The 16371-nt window shown below is 67.5% G+C and carries 23 protein-coding genes; 14 read left to right on the top strand and 9 right to left on the bottom strand.

The genetic code is table 11. The features are described 5' to 3' along the window. Positions 1-11: 11 nt before the first annotated feature. On the bottom strand, positions 12-665 hold the full coding sequence (locus tag EV137_RS17355) for a VanZ family protein (RefSeq protein WP_134129994.1): 654 nt from the start codon (positions 663-665) through the stop codon (positions 12-14). A gap of 251 nt (positions 666-916) precedes the next feature. On the opposite strand from EV137_RS17355, the gene EV137_RS17350 reads away from it, so the two are divergent. From EV137_RS17350 to EV137_RS17335, 4 genes are read left to right on the top strand one after another with little or no spacing between them, the layout of a single operon-like run. Beyond that, positions 917-1756: an endonuclease/exonuclease/phosphatase family protein gene (locus EV137_RS17350; protein WP_133996631.1), complete on the top strand. Its 840-nt coding sequence runs from the start codon at positions 917-919 to the stop codon at positions 1754-1756. Positions 1757-1814: 58 nt separating this feature from the next. Next, positions 1815-2228 (top strand): hypothetical protein, encoded by a 414-nt coding sequence (locus EV137_RS17345; protein ID WP_134129993.1) that lies wholly within the window; start codon positions 1815-1817, stop codon positions 2226-2228. A 1-nt stretch (position 2229) separates the two neighbouring features. Further along, positions 2230-3447, top strand: coding sequence for a sensor histidine kinase (locus EV137_RS17340; RefSeq protein WP_134129992.1), 1218 nt, complete (start codon positions 2230-2232; stop codon positions 3445-3447). After that, positions 3444-4064 carry a response regulator gene (locus EV137_RS17335; protein ID WP_134129991.1) on the top strand — a complete coding sequence of 207 codons (621 nt, stop codon included), beginning with the start codon at positions 3444-3446 and terminating at the stop codon, positions 4062-4064. Before EV137_RS17340 ends, EV137_RS17335 begins: the two co-directional genes overlap by 4 nt. Here the strand turns inward: EV137_RS17335 and EV137_RS17330 are convergent. Genes EV137_RS17330 through EV137_RS17315 form a run of 4 tightly spaced genes read right to left on the bottom strand, consistent with a single transcriptional unit; the run spans position 4061 to position 7028 of the window. Next, positions 4061-4843 (bottom strand): putative hydro-lyase, encoded by a 783-nt coding sequence (locus EV137_RS17330; protein ID WP_134129990.1) that lies wholly within the window; start codon positions 4841-4843, stop codon positions 4061-4063. The genes EV137_RS17335 and EV137_RS17330 overlap by 4 nt on opposite strands. A 56-nt stretch (positions 4844-4899) precedes the next feature. Further along, the gene (locus EV137_RS17325; RefSeq protein WP_134129989.1) at positions 4900-5538 is read right to left on the bottom strand and encodes an SDR family oxidoreductase; all 639 of its coding nucleotides are present in this window, start codon (positions 5536-5538) and stop codon (positions 4900-4902) included. Positions 5539-5572: 34 nt separating this feature from the next. Continuing rightward, a complete protein-coding gene (locus EV137_RS17320) occupies positions 5573-6187 on the bottom strand; it encodes an FMN-binding negative transcriptional regulator (RefSeq protein WP_134129988.1) in 615 nt (204 codons plus the stop codon). A gap of 58 nt (positions 6188-6245) precedes the next feature. After that, the gene (locus tag EV137_RS17315) at positions 6246-7028 is read right to left on the bottom strand and encodes an LLM class flavin-dependent oxidoreductase (protein WP_133996610.1); all 783 of its coding nucleotides are present in this window, start codon (positions 7026-7028) and stop codon (positions 6246-6248) included. A 186-nt stretch (positions 7029-7214) separates the two neighbouring features. On the opposite strand from EV137_RS17315, the gene EV137_RS17310 reads away from it, so the two are divergent. Both EV137_RS17310 and EV137_RS17305 read left to right on the top strand, forming a co-directional pair. Beyond that, a complete protein-coding gene (locus EV137_RS17310; RefSeq protein WP_133996607.1) occupies positions 7215-7691 on the top strand; it encodes an NUDIX hydrolase in 477 nt (158 codons plus the stop codon). A 24-nt stretch (positions 7692-7715) separates the two neighbouring features. Next, a complete protein-coding gene (locus EV137_RS17305) occupies positions 7716-8282 on the top strand; it encodes a DinB family protein (protein ID WP_134129987.1) in 567 nt (188 codons plus the stop codon). Positions 8283-8285: 3 nt separating this feature from the next. Here the strand turns inward: EV137_RS17305 and EV137_RS17300 are convergent, their stop codons facing one another. Continuing rightward, positions 8286-8615 carry a nucleoside triphosphate pyrophosphohydrolase family protein gene (locus EV137_RS17300; protein WP_134130825.1) on the bottom strand — a complete coding sequence of 110 codons (330 nt, stop codon included), beginning with the start codon at positions 8613-8615 and terminating at the stop codon, positions 8286-8288. Positions 8616-8720: 105 nt separating this feature from the next. Between EV137_RS17300 and EV137_RS17295 the strand changes: the two genes are divergently transcribed. Next, positions 8721-9362, top strand: coding sequence for an alpha/beta hydrolase (locus EV137_RS17295; protein ID WP_134129986.1), 642 nt, complete (start codon positions 8721-8723; stop codon positions 9360-9362). Between the two features lie 3 nt (positions 9363-9365). Here the strand turns inward: EV137_RS17295 and EV137_RS17290 are convergent, their stop codons facing one another. Together EV137_RS17290 and EV137_RS17285 are read right to left on the bottom strand one after the other, a co-directional pair. Further along, positions 9366-9869, bottom strand: coding sequence for a DinB family protein (locus EV137_RS17290; RefSeq protein WP_134129985.1), 504 nt, complete (start codon positions 9867-9869; stop codon positions 9366-9368). Positions 9870-9929: 60 nt separating this feature from the next. After that, positions 9930-10307 carry a YciI family protein gene (locus EV137_RS17285; RefSeq protein WP_134129984.1) on the bottom strand — a complete coding sequence of 126 codons (378 nt, stop codon included), beginning with the start codon at positions 10305-10307 and terminating at the stop codon, positions 9930-9932. A gap of 243 nt (positions 10308-10550) precedes the next feature. Here EV137_RS17285 and EV137_RS17280 point away from each other — a divergent pair, with 243 nt between their 5' ends. The 3 genes from EV137_RS17280 (at position 10551) to EV137_RS17270 (ending at position 12630) form a co-directional block, all read left to right on the top strand. Next, the gene (locus tag EV137_RS17280; RefSeq protein WP_134129983.1) at positions 10551-10967 is read left to right on the top strand and encodes a YciI family protein; all 417 of its coding nucleotides are present in this window, start codon (positions 10551-10553) and stop codon (positions 10965-10967) included. Next, the gene (locus EV137_RS17275) at positions 10967-12181 is read left to right on the top strand and encodes an RNA polymerase sigma factor (RefSeq protein ID WP_134129982.1); all 1215 of its coding nucleotides are present in this window, start codon (positions 10967-10969) and stop codon (positions 12179-12181) included. Before EV137_RS17280 ends, EV137_RS17275 begins: the two co-directional genes overlap by 1 nt. An 89-nt stretch (positions 12182-12270) precedes the next feature. Then, positions 12271-12630 (top strand): hypothetical protein, encoded by a 360-nt coding sequence (locus EV137_RS17270; RefSeq protein ID WP_134129981.1) that lies wholly within the window; start codon positions 12271-12273, stop codon positions 12628-12630. Between the two features lie 47 nt (positions 12631-12677). On the opposite strand, the gene EV137_RS42010 is transcribed toward EV137_RS17270, so the two are convergent. Next, positions 12678-12908, bottom strand: a complete 231-nt coding sequence (locus EV137_RS42010) for a nucleotidyltransferase domain-containing protein (RefSeq protein WP_134129980.1) — start codon at positions 12906-12908, stop codon at positions 12678-12680. Positions 12909-12959: 51 nt separating this feature from the next. On the opposite strand from EV137_RS42010, the gene EV137_RS17260 reads away from it, so the two are divergent. From EV137_RS17260 to EV137_RS17245, 4 genes are all read left to right on the top strand, one after another. Continuing rightward, entirely contained in the window at positions 12960-13610 is a 651-nt protein-coding gene (locus EV137_RS17260; RefSeq protein WP_134129979.1) for a hypothetical protein, read from the top strand. Between the two features lie 82 nt (positions 13611-13692). Further along, positions 13693-14358 (top strand): DUF4241 domain-containing protein, encoded by a 666-nt coding sequence (locus EV137_RS17255; protein ID WP_134129978.1) that lies wholly within the window; start codon positions 13693-13695, stop codon positions 14356-14358. 137 nt (positions 14359-14495) lie between these two features. Continuing rightward, positions 14496-15059, top strand: coding sequence for a dihydrofolate reductase family protein (locus tag EV137_RS17250; protein ID WP_134129977.1), 564 nt, complete (start codon positions 14496-14498; stop codon positions 15057-15059). Between the two features lie 336 nt (positions 15060-15395). After that, positions 15396-16100, top strand: a complete 705-nt coding sequence (locus EV137_RS17245; RefSeq protein ID WP_202871024.1) for a 2-phosphosulfolactate phosphatase — start codon at positions 15396-15398, stop codon at positions 16098-16100. Positions 16101-16371 lie beyond the last annotated feature (271 nt).

Below are 16371 nucleotides of genomic sequence, written 5' to 3'. Positions count from 1 at the left end.
CCTGTGGATAACTATCCGGATAACTGTGTGTTCGTACTGTGATATCTCGCCGGACGACCGGCCGACACCAGGGTCTCGCGTCGGTGCCGGGCCGGATGCCGCGGCCGCCGTACGACGAGCATCGCGGCGTGCTCGACCACCGCCGGGCTGACGACCAGGAAGCCCGGCCGCGCGACCAGGCTCCGGATCAGCGTCTGGAGGCCGGCGGCCAGGCCGACTCCGCAGAAGGCGCCGACCGAATTCGCGATCAGGTCGTGCAACTGGCACGACCTGCCGAGTTGCGGCAGCAGCGCCTGCACCGCCTCGACCGCGGCCGACATCCCGATCCCGGCGGCGATGCCGTCGCCCGGACGGCCGCTGGCCAGCGTGAGCATGACCGCGGCCGGCACGAACAGCACGACGTTGAGCAGACCTTGGAGCGACGTCAGTCCGCCGGTCGTGGTCAGGTGCGTGCCGCACTCGCCGATCTGACCGAGGCGATGCGTCGTCGGGCTGAGTGTCGCCGCGATCACCAGCGCGAACGCGGCCGGCAGGCAGAACGCGGCCAGCCGGGGGACCAGGTCGCCCGGGCGGCGGAGCGAGGAAAGGGCGACCGGCAGGGTCATGCCGGTCAGTACGAGCCAGGTGTCCGACAGGTGTGGGATTCCGCGATAAGTCTCGAGCACGTGTCCGGACCCTCCCGTGGTCGACCTGACTCGAACTCTTCTGGACTTCGTGTTCCTGAATCGACGATCGGCCGACCGCTCCCGCCGCCGCCAGCCTTGTCCGGACATCTGCACGCAGCCGTAAACGCGTCGTGACAGTCTGTGACAGTCCGTGCACAAACTGACACGGAAGCAAGGTGCTCAGGGCAACGATCGTGTGCCTGCCGGTGGTGGGTACCAGGGGTTCGCACCCCGAGCCGGAAGGAGACGTCGTGGCTGACCCGCAACTTCGTGCGATGACCTGGAACATCTGGTGGCGATTCGGGCCACGCTGGCGGGAACGGCAGCCCGGGATCCTCGCGACGATCGAGCGGTTCACTCCGGACGTGATCGCGCTGCAGGAGGTGTGGGGCGCCGACGGCACGACGCAGGCGGACGAGTTCGCCGATGCGCTCGGGTTCCACGCGGTCTTCGCGTCGCCGTCGTACCCGCGGACCCCCGAGCCGGTGCTGACGCCCGATCACGACGGCGTAGAACTCGGGATCGCGCTGCTGAGTCGGTGGCCGATCGTCGAGCACGAGGCGATCCCGATGCCGGCCCGCCATCGGTCCTGGGATCCGGTCGCCCTGCGTGCCCGGGTCGCTCATCCGGCCGGTCCGCTGCCGATCGTGGTGGCGTGCCTGGAGCATGCGACGACCTTCAGCGACGACCGGCTCGCCCAGGCCGCGCTGCTCGCCGACCTCGGTACCGATCCAGCCGCCGACGGGCCGTGCCCGTCCCTGGTGATGGGCGATCTGAACGCGGCGGCGGACAGCGCCGTACTGCGTCCACTGCGCGAGGTACTGATCGACGCCTGGACGTCGGGCAACGGTGCGTCCGATGCGGTCACGCTGCCGTCGACGCATCCGTCCGCGCCGCTCGAGGCCGGTCCGGAACTGGTCGATCAGCGGATCGACCACATCTTCTACCGCCCGGGCCACGAGGATCAGCTGGTCAACGTCGAGTCGGCCGTCATCGCGGGTGACGCCGTCGACGGCACCTATCCGTCCGACCACCGTGCCGTCGTCTGCGACTTCCGCTGGCGCAACCGAACGGATCCACCGATCGGTTGAGCTGAGTGGGGCCGAGTGGACGATGCGCCCACCCGACCCCCGACGAGACAGTCGACACATGACTCCTCCGGTGAATGTCGAACACCCGCGAAGTACGGCCGCGTTGCGGAGCGTGCAATTGCTGACCGGCGGTTATCTCGCGATCAGCGTGCTCACACTCGTCGCCATCGTTGCCCTGCGCCACCATGCAACCGTGGTGAACGATGCGGTCTGGGTCCGCGGGACGATCGTGGTCGCGAGCGCCCTGCTGACCGTCCTGTTCGCCCGTAGCGCGGCCAGGGGTTCGCGAAGGGGCTACCTCCGGCTCCGGATCGTCTCGGCGGTCATGCTGGTCGCGATCGTGGTGATCATCGCGCTGCCGGGCACCTTCCCGCTGTGGATGAAGGGCGAGCAGGCTGTCTGCGGCCTGCTGCTTCTGGGGGTCACGCTGCAGGTGAACAGCAAGCACCTTCGCTCGGTGTTCACTGGGTGACATGAGTGAGCAGGTCTGGCCGCTGCGGTTGACCGTGGTGCCGTATGTGCTGCTCGCGTGCCTCGCCGCCGTCACGATCCTGATCAAGCGCGACCAGCCCGGGTCACTGACCGTCGACCTGATGCTGTGCGCACTGGTCGCGCTGTGGATCCTCGGCATGTTCACGCTTCGCCCGGCCCACCGGACCGAGGTCGGCGCGATGGCGATCTTCGTGACCGGCTTCGTGGTGCTGCTCGCGGTCCTGGTGGTGCGGGATCCGTGGTTCGGCTTCCTCACTCCGGCCGGCTACTTCTACACGTTCATTCTGCTGCCGTGGCCCGGTGAACTGCTCGGTGTCGGGGCGGTCGCGGTGCTTGCCGGCGTCGCGCAGTCGTACGACATTCCGAAGACCGACGTGGTCGGGGTTCTCGGCTCGGGCGCGGTGATCGGGGTGAACGTGATCGGGATGTGCCTGGCGGCCTGGCTCGGCAGGCGCGCCGAGGTGCTGAGTCAGCAGCGCAAGGACGCCGTGGACGCGCTCACCGAGACCAACCGCCGGCTCGAGGCCAGCCTCGCGGAGAACGCGATCCTGCACGAGCAGTTACTGACCCAGGCCCGCGAAGCCGGCGTGATCGACGAGCGGCAGCGGATGGCCCGCGAAATCCACGACACCCTCGCGCAGGGACTGACCGGGATCGTCACCCAACTCCAGGCCGCCGAGAACGGCTCCGATTGGCGCCGGCACGTGTCGACCGCGGTCGGGCTGGCGCGCGAGAGTCTGACCGAGGCACGCCGCTCGGTGCACGCGCTCCGTCCACAACCGCTGCAGTCGGCGACGTTGAGCGGGGCGATCGCAGACGTCGTACGGCGCTGGTCGGCGGTGCACGGAGTCGACGTACGGCTGACCACTACCGGCACGCCGCGGGTGATGACACCCGAGGCGGAATCAACTCTGCTGCGGGCAACTCAGGAGGCGTTGGCGAACGTGGCGAAGTACGCGCAGGCGTCCCGGGTGGGTGTGACGCTGTCCTACATGGAGAAGAAGGTCGCGCTGGACGTCCGGGACGACGGTGCCGGCTTCGATCCGGCCCGGATCTCCTCCTCGGAGGCAGGCGGGTTTGGACTGGTCGCGATGCGGCAGCGGGTCGAAGCGATGGACGGAACGCTCGAGATCGAGTCCGAGCCCGGCTTCGGTACGGCAATCTCCGCGACGTTGCCGCTGACGGGACGGCCGGCATGATCCGGTTGGTGATCGCCGACGACCATCCGATCGTCCGCGACGGGCTGAGCGGGATGTTCGCAGCCGATCCCGACTTCGAGGTGGTCGGCGAGGCAGGCGACGGGGCCGAGGCGATCCGGCTGGCCGAGGCGCTGCGGCCGGACGTGATCCTGATGGACCTGCAGATGCCCGGCGTCGACGGCGTCGCGGCGATCGGTCAGCTGGCCGATCGCGGCGTACGGGCACGAGTCCTCGTGCTGACGACGTACGACACGGACGGGTACGTCGTACCCGCGATCGAGGCCGGCGCCACCGGGTACCTGCTCAAGGACGCGCCGCGCGACGAGCTGCTGCGCGCCGTTCGGGCCGCCGCGGACGGCCAGACGGTCCTGGCTCCCTCGGTCGCCGGCACGCTGATGAACCATGTCCGTACCCCGCCGGCCGCCGACCTCCTCAGCCCACGCGAACTCGAGGTCCTGCAGTTGGTTGCTGCTGGCAACACCAACCGCGAGGCCGCCCGCCACCTGTTCATCAGCGAGGCGACGGTCAAGACCCACCTGCTCAACATCTACGCCAAACTCGACGTCTCCGACCGCGCCGCCGCCGTTGCCGAGGGCTTCAGGCGCAAGCTGCTCTAAACGCGATAGTCACTGTCGCGGCGGTCGGTGATGAACATGTAGCCGGGCGAGTGCGTGATCGCGTACGGCGGCCGGGACGCCATCAGTGCCGCCTGCGGAGTCACACCGCACGCCCAGAACACCGGTACGTCGCCGTCGGCCGCGTCGACCGGATCGCCGAAGTCCGGCCGCGCGAGGTCGGTGATCCCCAACCCGCTCGGGTCCCCGATGTGCACCGGCCCGCCGTGCACGGCCGGCATCGCTCGCGTGATCCGTACGGCGTCGTCGACCCGGTCCGCCGGAATCTGGCGCATCGACACCACCAGCGGACCGTGCAACCGCCCGGCCGGCTCGCAGTCGCGATCGGTCACGTACATCGCCACGTTCCGCCCTTGATCGACGTGCCGCAGCGGAACTCCCTCAGCCGCCAGCGCAGACTCGAACGTGAAACTGCACCCGAGCGAGAACGCGACCAGGTCGTCACGCCACACCTCGGTCGCATCCGCCACCTCGGCCACCAACTCGCCGTCCTGCCAGATCCGGTACTGCGGAAGATCGGTCCGGAGGTCCGCGCCCCGAGCAAGCCGCGTCGTCGGGTCGCCCGGATCACTCACGTCGAGCACCGGGCAGGCCTGCGGGTTGCGGGTGCAGAAGAGCAACACGTCGTACGCCCAGTCCGCGGGGACTGCGATCAGGTTGGTCTGCGTGTACCCGCCGGCCCAACCGGTGGTCGGTCCGCTGTAGTCGTCCCGGAACAGCGACCGTGCCTGGGCCGGACTGAGCGTTGCAGTCGTCGTCATGAGACCCCCTCTCGGGTGATCTCACGGTAGAGATTGTTCAACAATACGACAAGGGGTCAGATGACGATCTCGTGGATCCATTCCGCCGGAGTCTGGGTGTGCAGGCGCCAGTAGTGGTTCGCGATGTCGTCCGGGTCCCAGCCGCTGCCGGGGGAGACTCCGCCGCTGACGGTGACGCTCGCGGCATGGACGCCGGCCGCGCCGTACTGCTGGTGGAGGAGGGTGACGACCGCGCGGACGCCGGCCTTGCCGAGGGAGAGGCTCGCGTAGTCGGGCTTCGGCAGCGGCATGCCGCCGGTGATCAGGAACGACCCGCTGCCGCGCTCGGCCATCGCGGGCACGAGCTGCGCCGCGGTGGTGATCGCGCCGACCACGTTCACCGACAAGGCGTCGAGATGCTGCTGCGCGGTGAGCTCGCCGATCCGGTCCGGCTGGATCAGTGCGGCGTTGTAGACGACCACCTCGGGTACGCCGTACGCCTCGACCACCTGATCGAGCGCGGTACGGAGGCCGGCTTCGTCGGTCACATCGGCCGTGATCGGCAGTACCTCGGCACTCCCGAGCTCTTCGGCCGCAGCCTTCACCGTCGCCTCCGAGCGCGCGATCAGCCCGGCGCTCATCCCCTCCCGGACGAACCGGCGCGCCACCGCGAGCCCGATCCCAGGCCCTACTCCCACCACGACAATTCCAGACATGACGGGATCGTAAGCCTTGCCCTTCAGGTCAAGGTCAAGCGCGGCGGTGCTGGGCGACTGCTGCGGCGGACCGGTCGTCGCCATCGGCCCGGAGACCGTCGATCACGCCGTCGACGTCCGCGGACGGACGGTTCTGGCTGAGCTTGAACTTGGCCTCGATCCGCTTGATCCCGATCTCGACGCCGACGATCGCCCGCAGTTGCCCGCTGACGTACTTCGCCGGCGCATCGTCCACCGACCACGGCTCCGCCCGGCCCGCCTCGTGATGGTCCGACAAACGCCGTACGACGTTCTCCACCCAGGCAGGGTCGTCGTACACGGTCATCGTTCCGTGCAAGTGGGCGGTGATGTAGTTCCAGGTCGGGACCACGCGGCCGTGGTCGCGCTTGGAGGCGTACCAGGTCGGGGAGACGTAGGCGTCCGGCCCGCGCATGATCACCAGCGCATCGCCGATCACGGGCAGGCGCCAGTGCTCGTTGTTCCGCGCCAGGTGCCCGAGCAGCACGTTCCGCTCGCGATCGTGGATGAACGGGAGCATCGTCGCCGTCAACCCGTCGGGCGTCATCGTCACCAGATCCGCCGCCCCGTGGTGGGCCAGCAACTCCAGAACGGCCTCGTCGTCAGGGGCGAAGTGCGCAGGAACGTACATGAGATCCAGTCTCCCCAGGCAGGCGAACCCTCGACAGGTCCAATCCCTGCAGTTTTCGTCAGCCCGCTTTCAGGGCGGCGGCCCGGTCGTAGTCGTCGTGCCAGTCACCGGTGGGCGGCAGGATGATGCGCTCGACACCGGCCGCCTCATACGCGGCCAGTTGCTCGAGCGGGTCGCCGTCGAGCTGAGGTGCCACCACGGTCGCCCTCAACTGCTTGCCGTCGGCAAGTTCGTTGATCCGTTCCAGGTTCGTCCGTACCTCGGCCGGCGAGGCCGCGATCGTCGCCCATCCATCGGCGTACGCCGCCGCTCGCCGATGCGCCCGTACACCGTTCCCGGCCACGAAGATCGGCGGCACCGGCGACCCGGGCGCGATCGTCACGTCGAGGTCCGTCCCTACTGTCGTGGGTTTGCCCGCGATGAGATCCGGGAGTACGGCGAGGGCCTCGTCCGTCAGCCGTCCGCGGTCCGCGAACTCGACACCGGCCGCCCGCCAGCCGATGTCACCGTGCGCGGGATTGCCGGTCCCGACTCCCAGCACGAGCCGGTTGTTCGACACCAGCTGCAACGTGCTGATCTGCTTCGCCGCCCACGCGACAGGCCGCAACGCCAGCAACATCACGTTGTACCCGACTGTGATCCGCTCGGTCACCGCGGCCGCGGTCGCCAGTACGACGGAACTGTCCAGCATCGGCGCACTCGCGATCAGATGGTCCGTCGACCAGACCGAGTCCAGCCCGATCTCCTCGGCGTACCGCGCACTCTCCCGCACATCCCCGAGGATCGCCCGCGCCGGATCCGGCGACGACGTCGGCAGAATGACCCCGATCTCAACTGTCATACCCGCCCCAACCTCCAACCCCACGGAACCTATTCCGGTGTGCGTTAAGGACAGGAGGTATCAGTCCGTCAGGTAGTGCACCTGAGCGTGGCCGAGTCCGCGCGTACGGCGTCTCGCAGGTGCACTACCTGTCGTTAGGTACGTCTCAGCGGAGGTTTCTCACCTGAGCCGGGTTAGGGTCCCGGAATGAGTCGACGGGTGGCTGCTTATGCGGTGTGTGTTGAGGACGGGCGGGTGCTGCTGGCGCGGTATGTCTCGCCGTACGGCGATGGGAGTTGGTGGACCCTGCCGGGTGGTGGTGTCGAGCCTTGTGAGGATCCGTTCGACACCGTGACGCGGGAGGTGGCCGAGGAGACGGGATACGAGTCGGTCGTCGAGCGGCTGCTGGGGGTCGACTCGCGGATCGTGCCGGCCGCCGTACGTCGTCGTCCCGGGCCCGACGACCATCAGAACATCGGCATCTTCTACGCCGTCCGGATCACCGCCGGCACCACCCGCCCCGAACCCAACGGCGAGACCGCCGAATCCGTCTGGACCCCGATCCCCGAGGTCCCGACCCTCCGCCGCGCCGCCCTGGTCGACATCGGCGTCGCCTTGTCCGAGTCCCGCCCACCCACCGGCCACGTCCCACCCGTCAAAGCCGGCGGCCTGATCGAGTATTAGCCCTGTCGACCTAGACTCCGGTTCATGGATCCGAAGACTGAGCTGTTGCGGGTTTTGCAGGTCAGTCGCGGAGGGCTGCTGGACAAGTTGGACGGGTTGTCGGAGTACGACGTACGGCGGCCTTTGGCTCCGACCGGGACGAATCTGCTCGGGTTGGTCAAGCATCTGGCTGGGCTGGAGTACGGGTACCTCGGTGACGCGTTCGGGCGGCCGCCGGAGGAGCAGCCCTCGTGGTTCCGGAACGACCCGTTCACCGAGATCGACATGTGGGCGACGCCGGACGAGTCGCGGGAGTACGTCGTCGACGTGTATCGGAAGGCGTGCGCGCACGCCGACACGACCGTGGCCTCGCTCGAGCTGAACAGCCCGGGGTACGTCGCGCACTGGGCTGACGGGCACCGTGACACCACGCTGGGTGTGCTGCTGATCAGGATGGTTGCCGAGACGTCCCAACACGCCGGCCATGCCGACATCCTCCGCGAACAACTCGACGGTCGGCTCGGCGACGGCACGACCGTTGCCGCGGACGCGGCGTTCTGGGACGAGCGAAGGGCTCAGGTGCAGGCAGCAGCCGACAGCTTCCGGCCCTGAAACTCAGCGCAGGTCTCCGTCGCCGCCGAGGACACCGCGCGACGCCCGGTCGGCAAGCTTCGCGATGTTGTGCTCGGCAACGTCCTCGAGCCGGATCTCGAGCCTGGTGCACAGCTCGGACAGGTACCAGAGCACGTCGCCGAGCTCGAGCGTCAGCGCCTGCCGGTCCGCGTCGGTGATCACACCCTGCCGATCGCGGAAGATCTTCTTCACCTTGCCGGCGACCTCGCCCGCCTCGTTCACCAGCCCCAAGGTCGGGTACACGATCGGATGATCGGTCGCGACCACCCCACCGGTCCGCGCCGCCGCCTGCTGATAACCACTGAAATCCATTTCACTCACGCCCCCAGTCTTGCAACACTCGTGGCCCATGTACGTGCGATCTGTGTCCGATCGACGAGCCCTCGCGACGCTGTGCCTACTGGAACGGTGAGATCAATGGTCGTCACTGAGACGTTCGAGTACGACGGTGGGCGGCAGGTGGCCGTTTACGTGCCGGCGGATCCACCGGAAGCCATCGTGTTCGCGGGTGACGGCCAACTGATCGCCCCGTGGGGCGGGGACCTCGAGCAGGCCGACGTACCGCCGACGATGGTGGTCGGTGCGTACCGTACGGACGACTCGGACGAGATGGTGCGGATCGAGGAGTACTCGCCGTCGTTCAACGAGGAGCGGTTCGCGGCGCACGAGAAGTTCTTCGTCGAGGACGTCCGCGACTGGGTGCGATCCCGCTTCGGCGTCGCCCTGCCGCCCGAACGGACCGCGGTGTGCGGCGTCTCGGCGAGCGCGGAACTCGCGCTGGCCATGGGCGTTCGCCACCCGGATATCTACGGCTCGATCTTCGCCGCCTCACCTGGCGGCGGCTACCGGCCGCCGGAGGTCATGCCGAGCCCGCCCCCGCGCGCGTACCTTGTCGCCGGCACGCTGGAACCTTGGTTCATGGAGAACGCCACCCGCTGGGCCTACGCCCTCCGCGACGCCGACGCAGACGTGGTCATCACCGAACGCGAGGGAGACCACGGCGACCCGTTCTGGCGGGCCGAATTCCCCCTCATGGCCTCCTGGGCCTTCACAAGCTGAAAGCTATTCGCCCGTAGCGCCGTCGATGCGTTCGCGGAGGAGGTCCGCATGGCCGTTGTGGCGCGCGTACTCCTCGATCAGGTGCAGGTAGATCCACCGCAGCGTGTAGTCCTCGCCGGGACTGACTTCGTCGAGCCCGAGACCTGCCACGGCGGCCCGCGACCGGGCGACACTCGCTTGATAGCTGGCCAGGTCGTCGTCGGCCCGCGTGGGATCGACGACGAATCCGTCGCTCGACCCTGGCACGTAGTCCCAGAAGTACAGGTGGTCCGGTTGGCCGTCGTACGCATGGAACCAGGCCTCGACTCCGGACAGATGCCGAACCAGGCCGAGCAGGGACATCGCCGACGGCGGCACCGACCGCAGCACCAGTTGCTCCGGCGTCAGCCCACCGCACTTCAGCAGCAGCGTGGTCCGGTGGAACTCGAGTCGATCCTCGAGCGCAGCCCGCTCGTCGACCGGATCGTTCGGCGGCTCAACCCGCTCAGGCACACTCCAGACCGACATTCCGGTGACCCTACCTCCGTGCGGGGTGGGCGAGCGGATGTGGCTCGCCCACCCGCGCGATCAGGCGGTTTCGGTCGGCTGGTTGTTGCGTTCGTGGTTGGGGAAGCGGTGGACCTCCTGCGGCCAGTTGAGTACGACGGCCAGGCGGCCCGCCCAGTAGCGCGCCGTTTCGTCGTCCGGTACGTCGATGACGGCGAAGCCACCGAGGTGCTCCTTGGTCTCGGCGTACGGACCGTCGCTGAAGATCGGCTCCCCGTCCTTCGCCTCGACGCTGCAGATCGCAGTGGAGGCGTCGAGCGCGCCGTTGCTGAAGATGAAGATCCCGGCCTCCTCCATCTCCGCGATCACCGCCCTACCACCGGCACTCTTGGTGCGCAGGTCCTCCTCCGTCTGATCCGGCACCCACTCGTCGTTGAACGTGATCAGATACTCAGCCACTGCCGTCTCCTCTCAGCGCGACGACCCGAACGGCCGCCACACCAACTCCACGAACGCCAACGCCCCGATCCGACACCATCCCACAACAAATCTGTGCAGCCTGTCCTTGAATCGGCAAGAGTGGTGGCGGGAAGCTGTCGGGACGGCGAGAAGTTTCTTCCGGTTCTTGTCGATCCGCGGGTCGCTCGTTCGACCTGGGGGTGCGAGGGCCGAGAGGCGGCCCCGTCGGACAAGGAGTACGTGATGGCGCAGTACATGCTGATCATGCGGGGCACCGACGAGTCGAACGCGGCCATGATGGCCAACATCGACGAGATGATGACCACGACCCGCCAGTTCATCGAGGCGATGGACAAGGCCGGGGTGTACGTCGCGGCCGAGGGTCTGGACGATCCGGCCCTGGGCGTCGTGGTGCACTTCACCGACGAGGCGCCGATCGTCACGGACGGTCCGTACGGCGAGACCAAGGAACTGTTCGGGGGCTACTTCCTGCTCGACGTCGCCTCGAAGGAGGAGGCGGTCGAGTGGGCCAAGCGGGTTCCGGCGGTGCCCGGGTCCAAGATCGAGGTACGGCGGGTGCCCGGCGAGGACGAGGTCCCGCAGGACAGCGCGAAGTTCGGCAAGGCAGACGCCTACCGCGAGAGCAACGGCCAGAGCTGATGGATGCAGCCGGCGTCGAGGCCGTCTGGCGAATCGAGTCGGCGCGGATCGTCGCCGCGCTGACTCGGTTCACGGGTGATTTCGGGTTGGCCGAGGATGCGGCTCAGGAGGCGGTGGCCGAGGCACTGGTGTCGTGGCCACTCTCCGCACCGGCCAGCCCGGCCGGCTGGCTGATGGCGACGGCCCGGCGGCGGGCGATCGACGCGATCCGCCGCCGTACCGCCCTGAAGGACCGGTACGCGCTGCTGGCAACGGCACCGGTGGTCGACGACGAGATCGACCCGGACCGGATCGATGACGACGTCCTGGCCCTGATGTTCATCAGCTGCCATCCGGTGCTCTCCCGCGAGGCCCAGGTCGCCCTGACTCTGCGCGTGGTCGGCGGCCTGTCCAGCGAGGAGATCGCCCGCGCGTTCCTCGTACCCGTGCCGACCGTGCAGGCCCGCATCACCCGGGGCAAGAAGACGATCGCCGCGGCCGGGGTGCCCTTCGAACTGCCGGCCGCCGACGAACGCCGGGAACGATTGAGCGGCGTACTCAGCGTGCTCTACGTGATCTTCACCGAGGGATCGACGGCCACATCGGGCGAGCGGCTGGTGCGGCCCGACGTCGCGTACGAGGCGATCCGGCTGGCCCGCACACTGGCCGCGCTGCAGCCGGACGAACCGGAGGTGCACGGCCTGCTGGCGTTGTTCGAGCTGACGGCCGCGCGCTTCCCGGCCAGGACCGGCCCGGACGGTACGCCGATCCTGCTGGAGAACCAGGACCGGCGGCGGTGGGACTTGTCGGCCATTCACCGTGGGCTGGCCGCGCTGGTCAAGGCATCCGCCCGCGGCCTCGGCCCGTACGGCCTGCAGGCCGCGATCGCCGCCGCCCACGCGTCGGCGCCTTCGGTCGAGGAGACCGACTGGGATCGAATCGTCGTGCTGTACGAAGCACTCGGCCGGGTCGCGCCCTCGCCCGTGGTCGAGCTCAACCGAGCCGTCGCCGTAGCCATGGCCTCAGGCCCGGCCCAAGCCCTGGCCATCGTCGACGAGTTGGTCGCCTTGGACCGACTCCCCAATTCACACCTCGTCCCAACCGTCCGCGGCGAACTCCTGACCCGCCTCGGCCGCCACGCCGAGGCCCGCGCCGAACTGGAAATAGCAGCCCGCCTGTGCACCAACCAACCCGAACGCGCAATCCTCCTACGTAAGGCCGCCGCACTGTCCTGACTTGTTCACCCCTGTGAGGAACCCTGTGGACAGACCCGCGGACGAGCAAAGGGCCTGCTGTCAGAGGGTGAACAGGTGATAATCACCCGATGCCTGAAAAGCACTCACGTCCCGTGCCCGGCGGCCGGGCTTTCTACCTGACCGAACGCCTCTGGAAGTTGTCCGAAGGTCTTCCTGTCGAATCCGTACCGATCGACTCAATCCCGGAGTTCGACCAGGACTGCTGGTTCGGCGGGAGGCCCGTCACCTGCCGCATGGTCGCCCGCCACGCCGCCCTCATCCAGGAAGCCGACCTCAGCTACCCAGTGATCCTGTCCGCAGACGGCCGCCTGATGGACGGCGGCCACAGAATCTCCAAAGCCTGGATCAACGGCCAGAAAACAATCAACGCCGTCCGCTTCCGAGTCGACCCTGAACCCGACTACTACGAGTGGAACACCACCGCCTGAGCCAGCAGATTCTCGCTAGAGCATGCGGAGGGCGTCCTGGCGACGAATCAGTCGAGGTCTGCGGTCGATGGAACGTGCCCACTCCATTCCGCTGATGTGGCGGTCCTTGTCGCTGTAACCAGGACGATGTCTACGTCGCTCGCCATCCGGGGTCGACCGTATGCATACGAACCAACCAAGGCGAGCCCTTGTACGTCGCCCTGCGATTGTGCCCAGGCGGTGATGCCGTCGATAGCCGCCTCCGCACGAAGTCGCCTGCCTTTCAACCGTGCGCTCATCCAGGCAGCCTCGCAGATGGGCCCCGACCGACAGGATCGTAGTGTCGGACGGTGCAGCAAATTCAGTCAGCGGTGGTCTACGACGGCCTGCCGATCTCGTCCGGCGGCGCCCATGGCCTGGGCCGTACGTCGGTACACGACGCGTTCTCGTCCTGGCGTGGATTCTTGGAATCCTGCACCGTCACAGACGACGTGTCCTACTACTTCCACCTGCCGCACACCCCGGAGCTCGAACCTGCCCGGAAGACGGTGCGGGAGATCCGCAAGGCATTCCCGGCGAAGGGCCACCGCTTCCCTGTCCCGCAGGACCGAATCCGCGAGGCTCTCGACCTGCTGGCTTCACTGGAACCTCTACCCACCAACCCGTGGGGAATGGCTCCGGTCTGGCTCAGCGCGGACGGCGCAGTCAGGTTGAAGACACCCGCCGGCGACATCTGGCCCCATCAGCGTCCAACGGCCTTTGGCGCCTTCGAGACCCCCACCGGCGTGAGCCTCGGCATTTCGCGAACCAGCCTGCACATCGAAGCCAAGCGATCCATGGGCCTACGCCTCTCCATTCCAGAAGCAACAGACGACGACCTGGCCACGCTCATCCCGTGGCTCCAGGACCATCTCCCCTTCCGACTCTCACCCAACCACTGGACCCGCTGGACCCTCACCAAAAACGGCCACACCTACCGCCCTCACCGCCTCACCCCCTGAATCACCCCAGCGGGATCCTCGGTGTCCGGAACGGCCGCGCACTGTCCTGGTAGCTTGAGGCGCCACTAGGGAGGGTGGGCGGATGGCTTTTGACGAGTGGCTGGATGCCGAGGCACTCCTGGAACAGGGAGCGCGCCATCAATGGCGCGAGGGGTACGAATCCACGCTAGAGGTTGCCGAGGTTTGCCATCTGGACCTTGCCACCGGGCGGGTCGTCGCCGTAGATCCCGCTTACTTCAACAGCTTCGATGATGCTCGGCCGGTGGTAGCCGAGGTGCCTCCGGGCACCTACCCGATACTGCTCTCCGTCGTTGCATGGCCCTCGACCGAGGAGACTGACCGACCTCGCCGTGCCGTAACGGCGGCCACACTCAAGATCAGCGACAACCCAGTCGTTAAGTGGGCTTGGGTCGACGAGCGAGCGGATGGCAAGGTCCTTGGAGTCGGCGTCGACGCCGGAACGGCCTGTTTTTACGACGCTTCCAAGCGAGAGTTGCTCGCGCTGCTCAGTGAGGACGAGGACCGGGTCGACGCCGCTCTAGGCGAAGCCGGCGATGCCGGATTCGCAGCCATTCCCGACGCCTCAGGTGGGACAGCCGCTGTATTCATCAGCTGCGGCATGGGCGATGGGTTCTATCCGATCCGAATCGGGCGCGACGCCTCTGACAGGGTCGCAATGGTGATGGTGGACTTGGAGTTGCTGAACCACAGCACGGGTCGAGTTGGCCCGGCGTCGAACCGCAACTGACCCGCCAGGGTGGACCGGCTGCACGCATCGAGCACGAATATCTACCGCCGAACTGTCGGATCCGGAGTGGGGCGTTCGTAGTAGGGGTGACGGGCGGCCGGAGAAGGGCCTCCGGACTGACAGGAAGGTATGGCGCCATGCGGAAACTGGTCTACGGCATGAACCTGACGCTGGACGGCTACATCGCCGCGCCCGGTGACGACATCGGCTGGGGCGTGCCGAGCGACGAGCTGTTTCAGTGGTGGCTCGAGCAGGAGTTGGCGATCGGGCTGTTGATGTACGGGCGCAGGCTGTGGGAGGCGATGAGTTCCCACTGGCCGACCGGCGACCAGCAGCCCGACGCCACCCCGGCGCAGATCGAGTTCGCGCGGAACTGGCGGGACACGCCGAAGGTGGTGTTCTCCTCGACGATCGACAAGGTCGACTGGAACACCCGCCTGGTCACCGGCGACGCTGTCGCGGAGATCACCCGACTCAAGGCCGGCGACGGCGAGCCGATGAGGGTCGGTGGCGCCACGCTCGCTGCGGCGGCCATGCGGGCCGGGCTGATCGACGAGTACGAGATCGTCACCCATCCGGTGCTGGTGGGCGGCGGCAAACCGTTCTTCAGCACGCTGGACAGCTGGGTGAACCTGAACCTGGTGGAGACACGAACGTTCCCCGGCGACGTGCTCCTGACCAGATACGAGACGAGGCGGTAAAGCGCGATTCCTTCACTGCTTGTCTGCTCCTTCGACAAGTGCGGGCTAAGCGCGGGGTGGGTGGGAGCGGCGCGGAGGACGGCGCCGGAGGAGCCGCCCGTAGCACCGCGATGGGCTGCCCAAAGTACGCACGAAAGTGGAGACGAGGGGACTTGAACCCCTAACCCCTGCTTTGCAAAAGCGGTTGTGGCGCTCCCGCTGGCTGAGCGCTAGCTCGCTGAGCCCGGGCTCGACCGGCTCCACCATGAGTGACCGGTCGAGCCCGATCGCATGTTCTCCTTAGGGCACGTGGAAGGCACGGCCTGCTGCGGCCGGATATCGAGGCATGATGTGCCCGTGCGTTCGACCTTCGTTGGTATCGATGACATCCGCGAGGCGCCGAAGACCGCCGTCGTGATCGATGTGATGCGAGCATTCACGGTCGCTGCGTGGGCGTTCGCCCGAGGTGCACAGAGGATCGTCTTTGCGGAGACATTGGCTTCCGCTCGCGAGCTGAAGACTCGGCATCCGGACTGGCTGGCGTTGCAGGATGGTGCGCCACTACCGGGCTTTGACCTAGTGAACTCCCCTGGGCTGCTGCGATCAGTCGACCTTCAAGGTCGGACGGTCATTCAGAAGACCACGGCGGGGACTGTTGGCGCTCTCTCGGTGGCCGATGCCGACGTCGTCTTGTGCGCGAGCTTTGTCGTCGCAGATGCCACAGCCCTCTTCCTACTTGATCATCGGCCCGACGAGGTGACATTCGTTGTTACCGGTGACGGTGGCCATGCCGAGGAAGACTTGGCGTGCGCGGAGTACATCGCAGAGCGAGTAACAGCCTCGGTGGTTCAGGCAGCGCCGTACATCGAACGTGCGAGGAACTCCACTGCGGCTGCCAGACTGAATGACGGCGTGCTGCAGGGCTACGAGGGCATCCATCCGGACGACGTGGACCTCTGCCTGGATCTGAATGCGTTCTCATTCATCATGTTGGCCACGAGAGAGAACTCCCACATGGTGCTGCATCCAACTCGCCCGGCCGCGGACTCCACACGGGGCTAGCCGACGGTCAGACGCCGAGGACGTCGGCTCCAGGCAGTTGGGGTCGCGTGATCAGTGCAGCGATCCGTTCGTCGGCCAGGCGAGGACGGCATCGGCTCCGGCGACGGTTAGGTCGTCGGACTTGCCGGGCTTGTTGGCGTCGCCGATGCTGGCGGGTCCGATCTCGGGCGGCCTGTACGTCGGTGGTCTGGTCGGCGATGCGGCCGGCGGGCGCGGGGCGATCCGGGGTTCACAAGCTGCTTCGAGCGGTGCGGGATCGCGTGGTGCGGGG

It is taken from the genome of Kribbella pratensis (genome assembly GCF_004366075.1).
Classification (GTDB): domain Bacteria; phylum Actinomycetota; class Actinomycetes; order Propionibacteriales; family Kribbellaceae; genus Kribbella; species Kribbella pratensis.
This window is presented reverse-complemented; position numbering and strand designations above follow the sequence as displayed.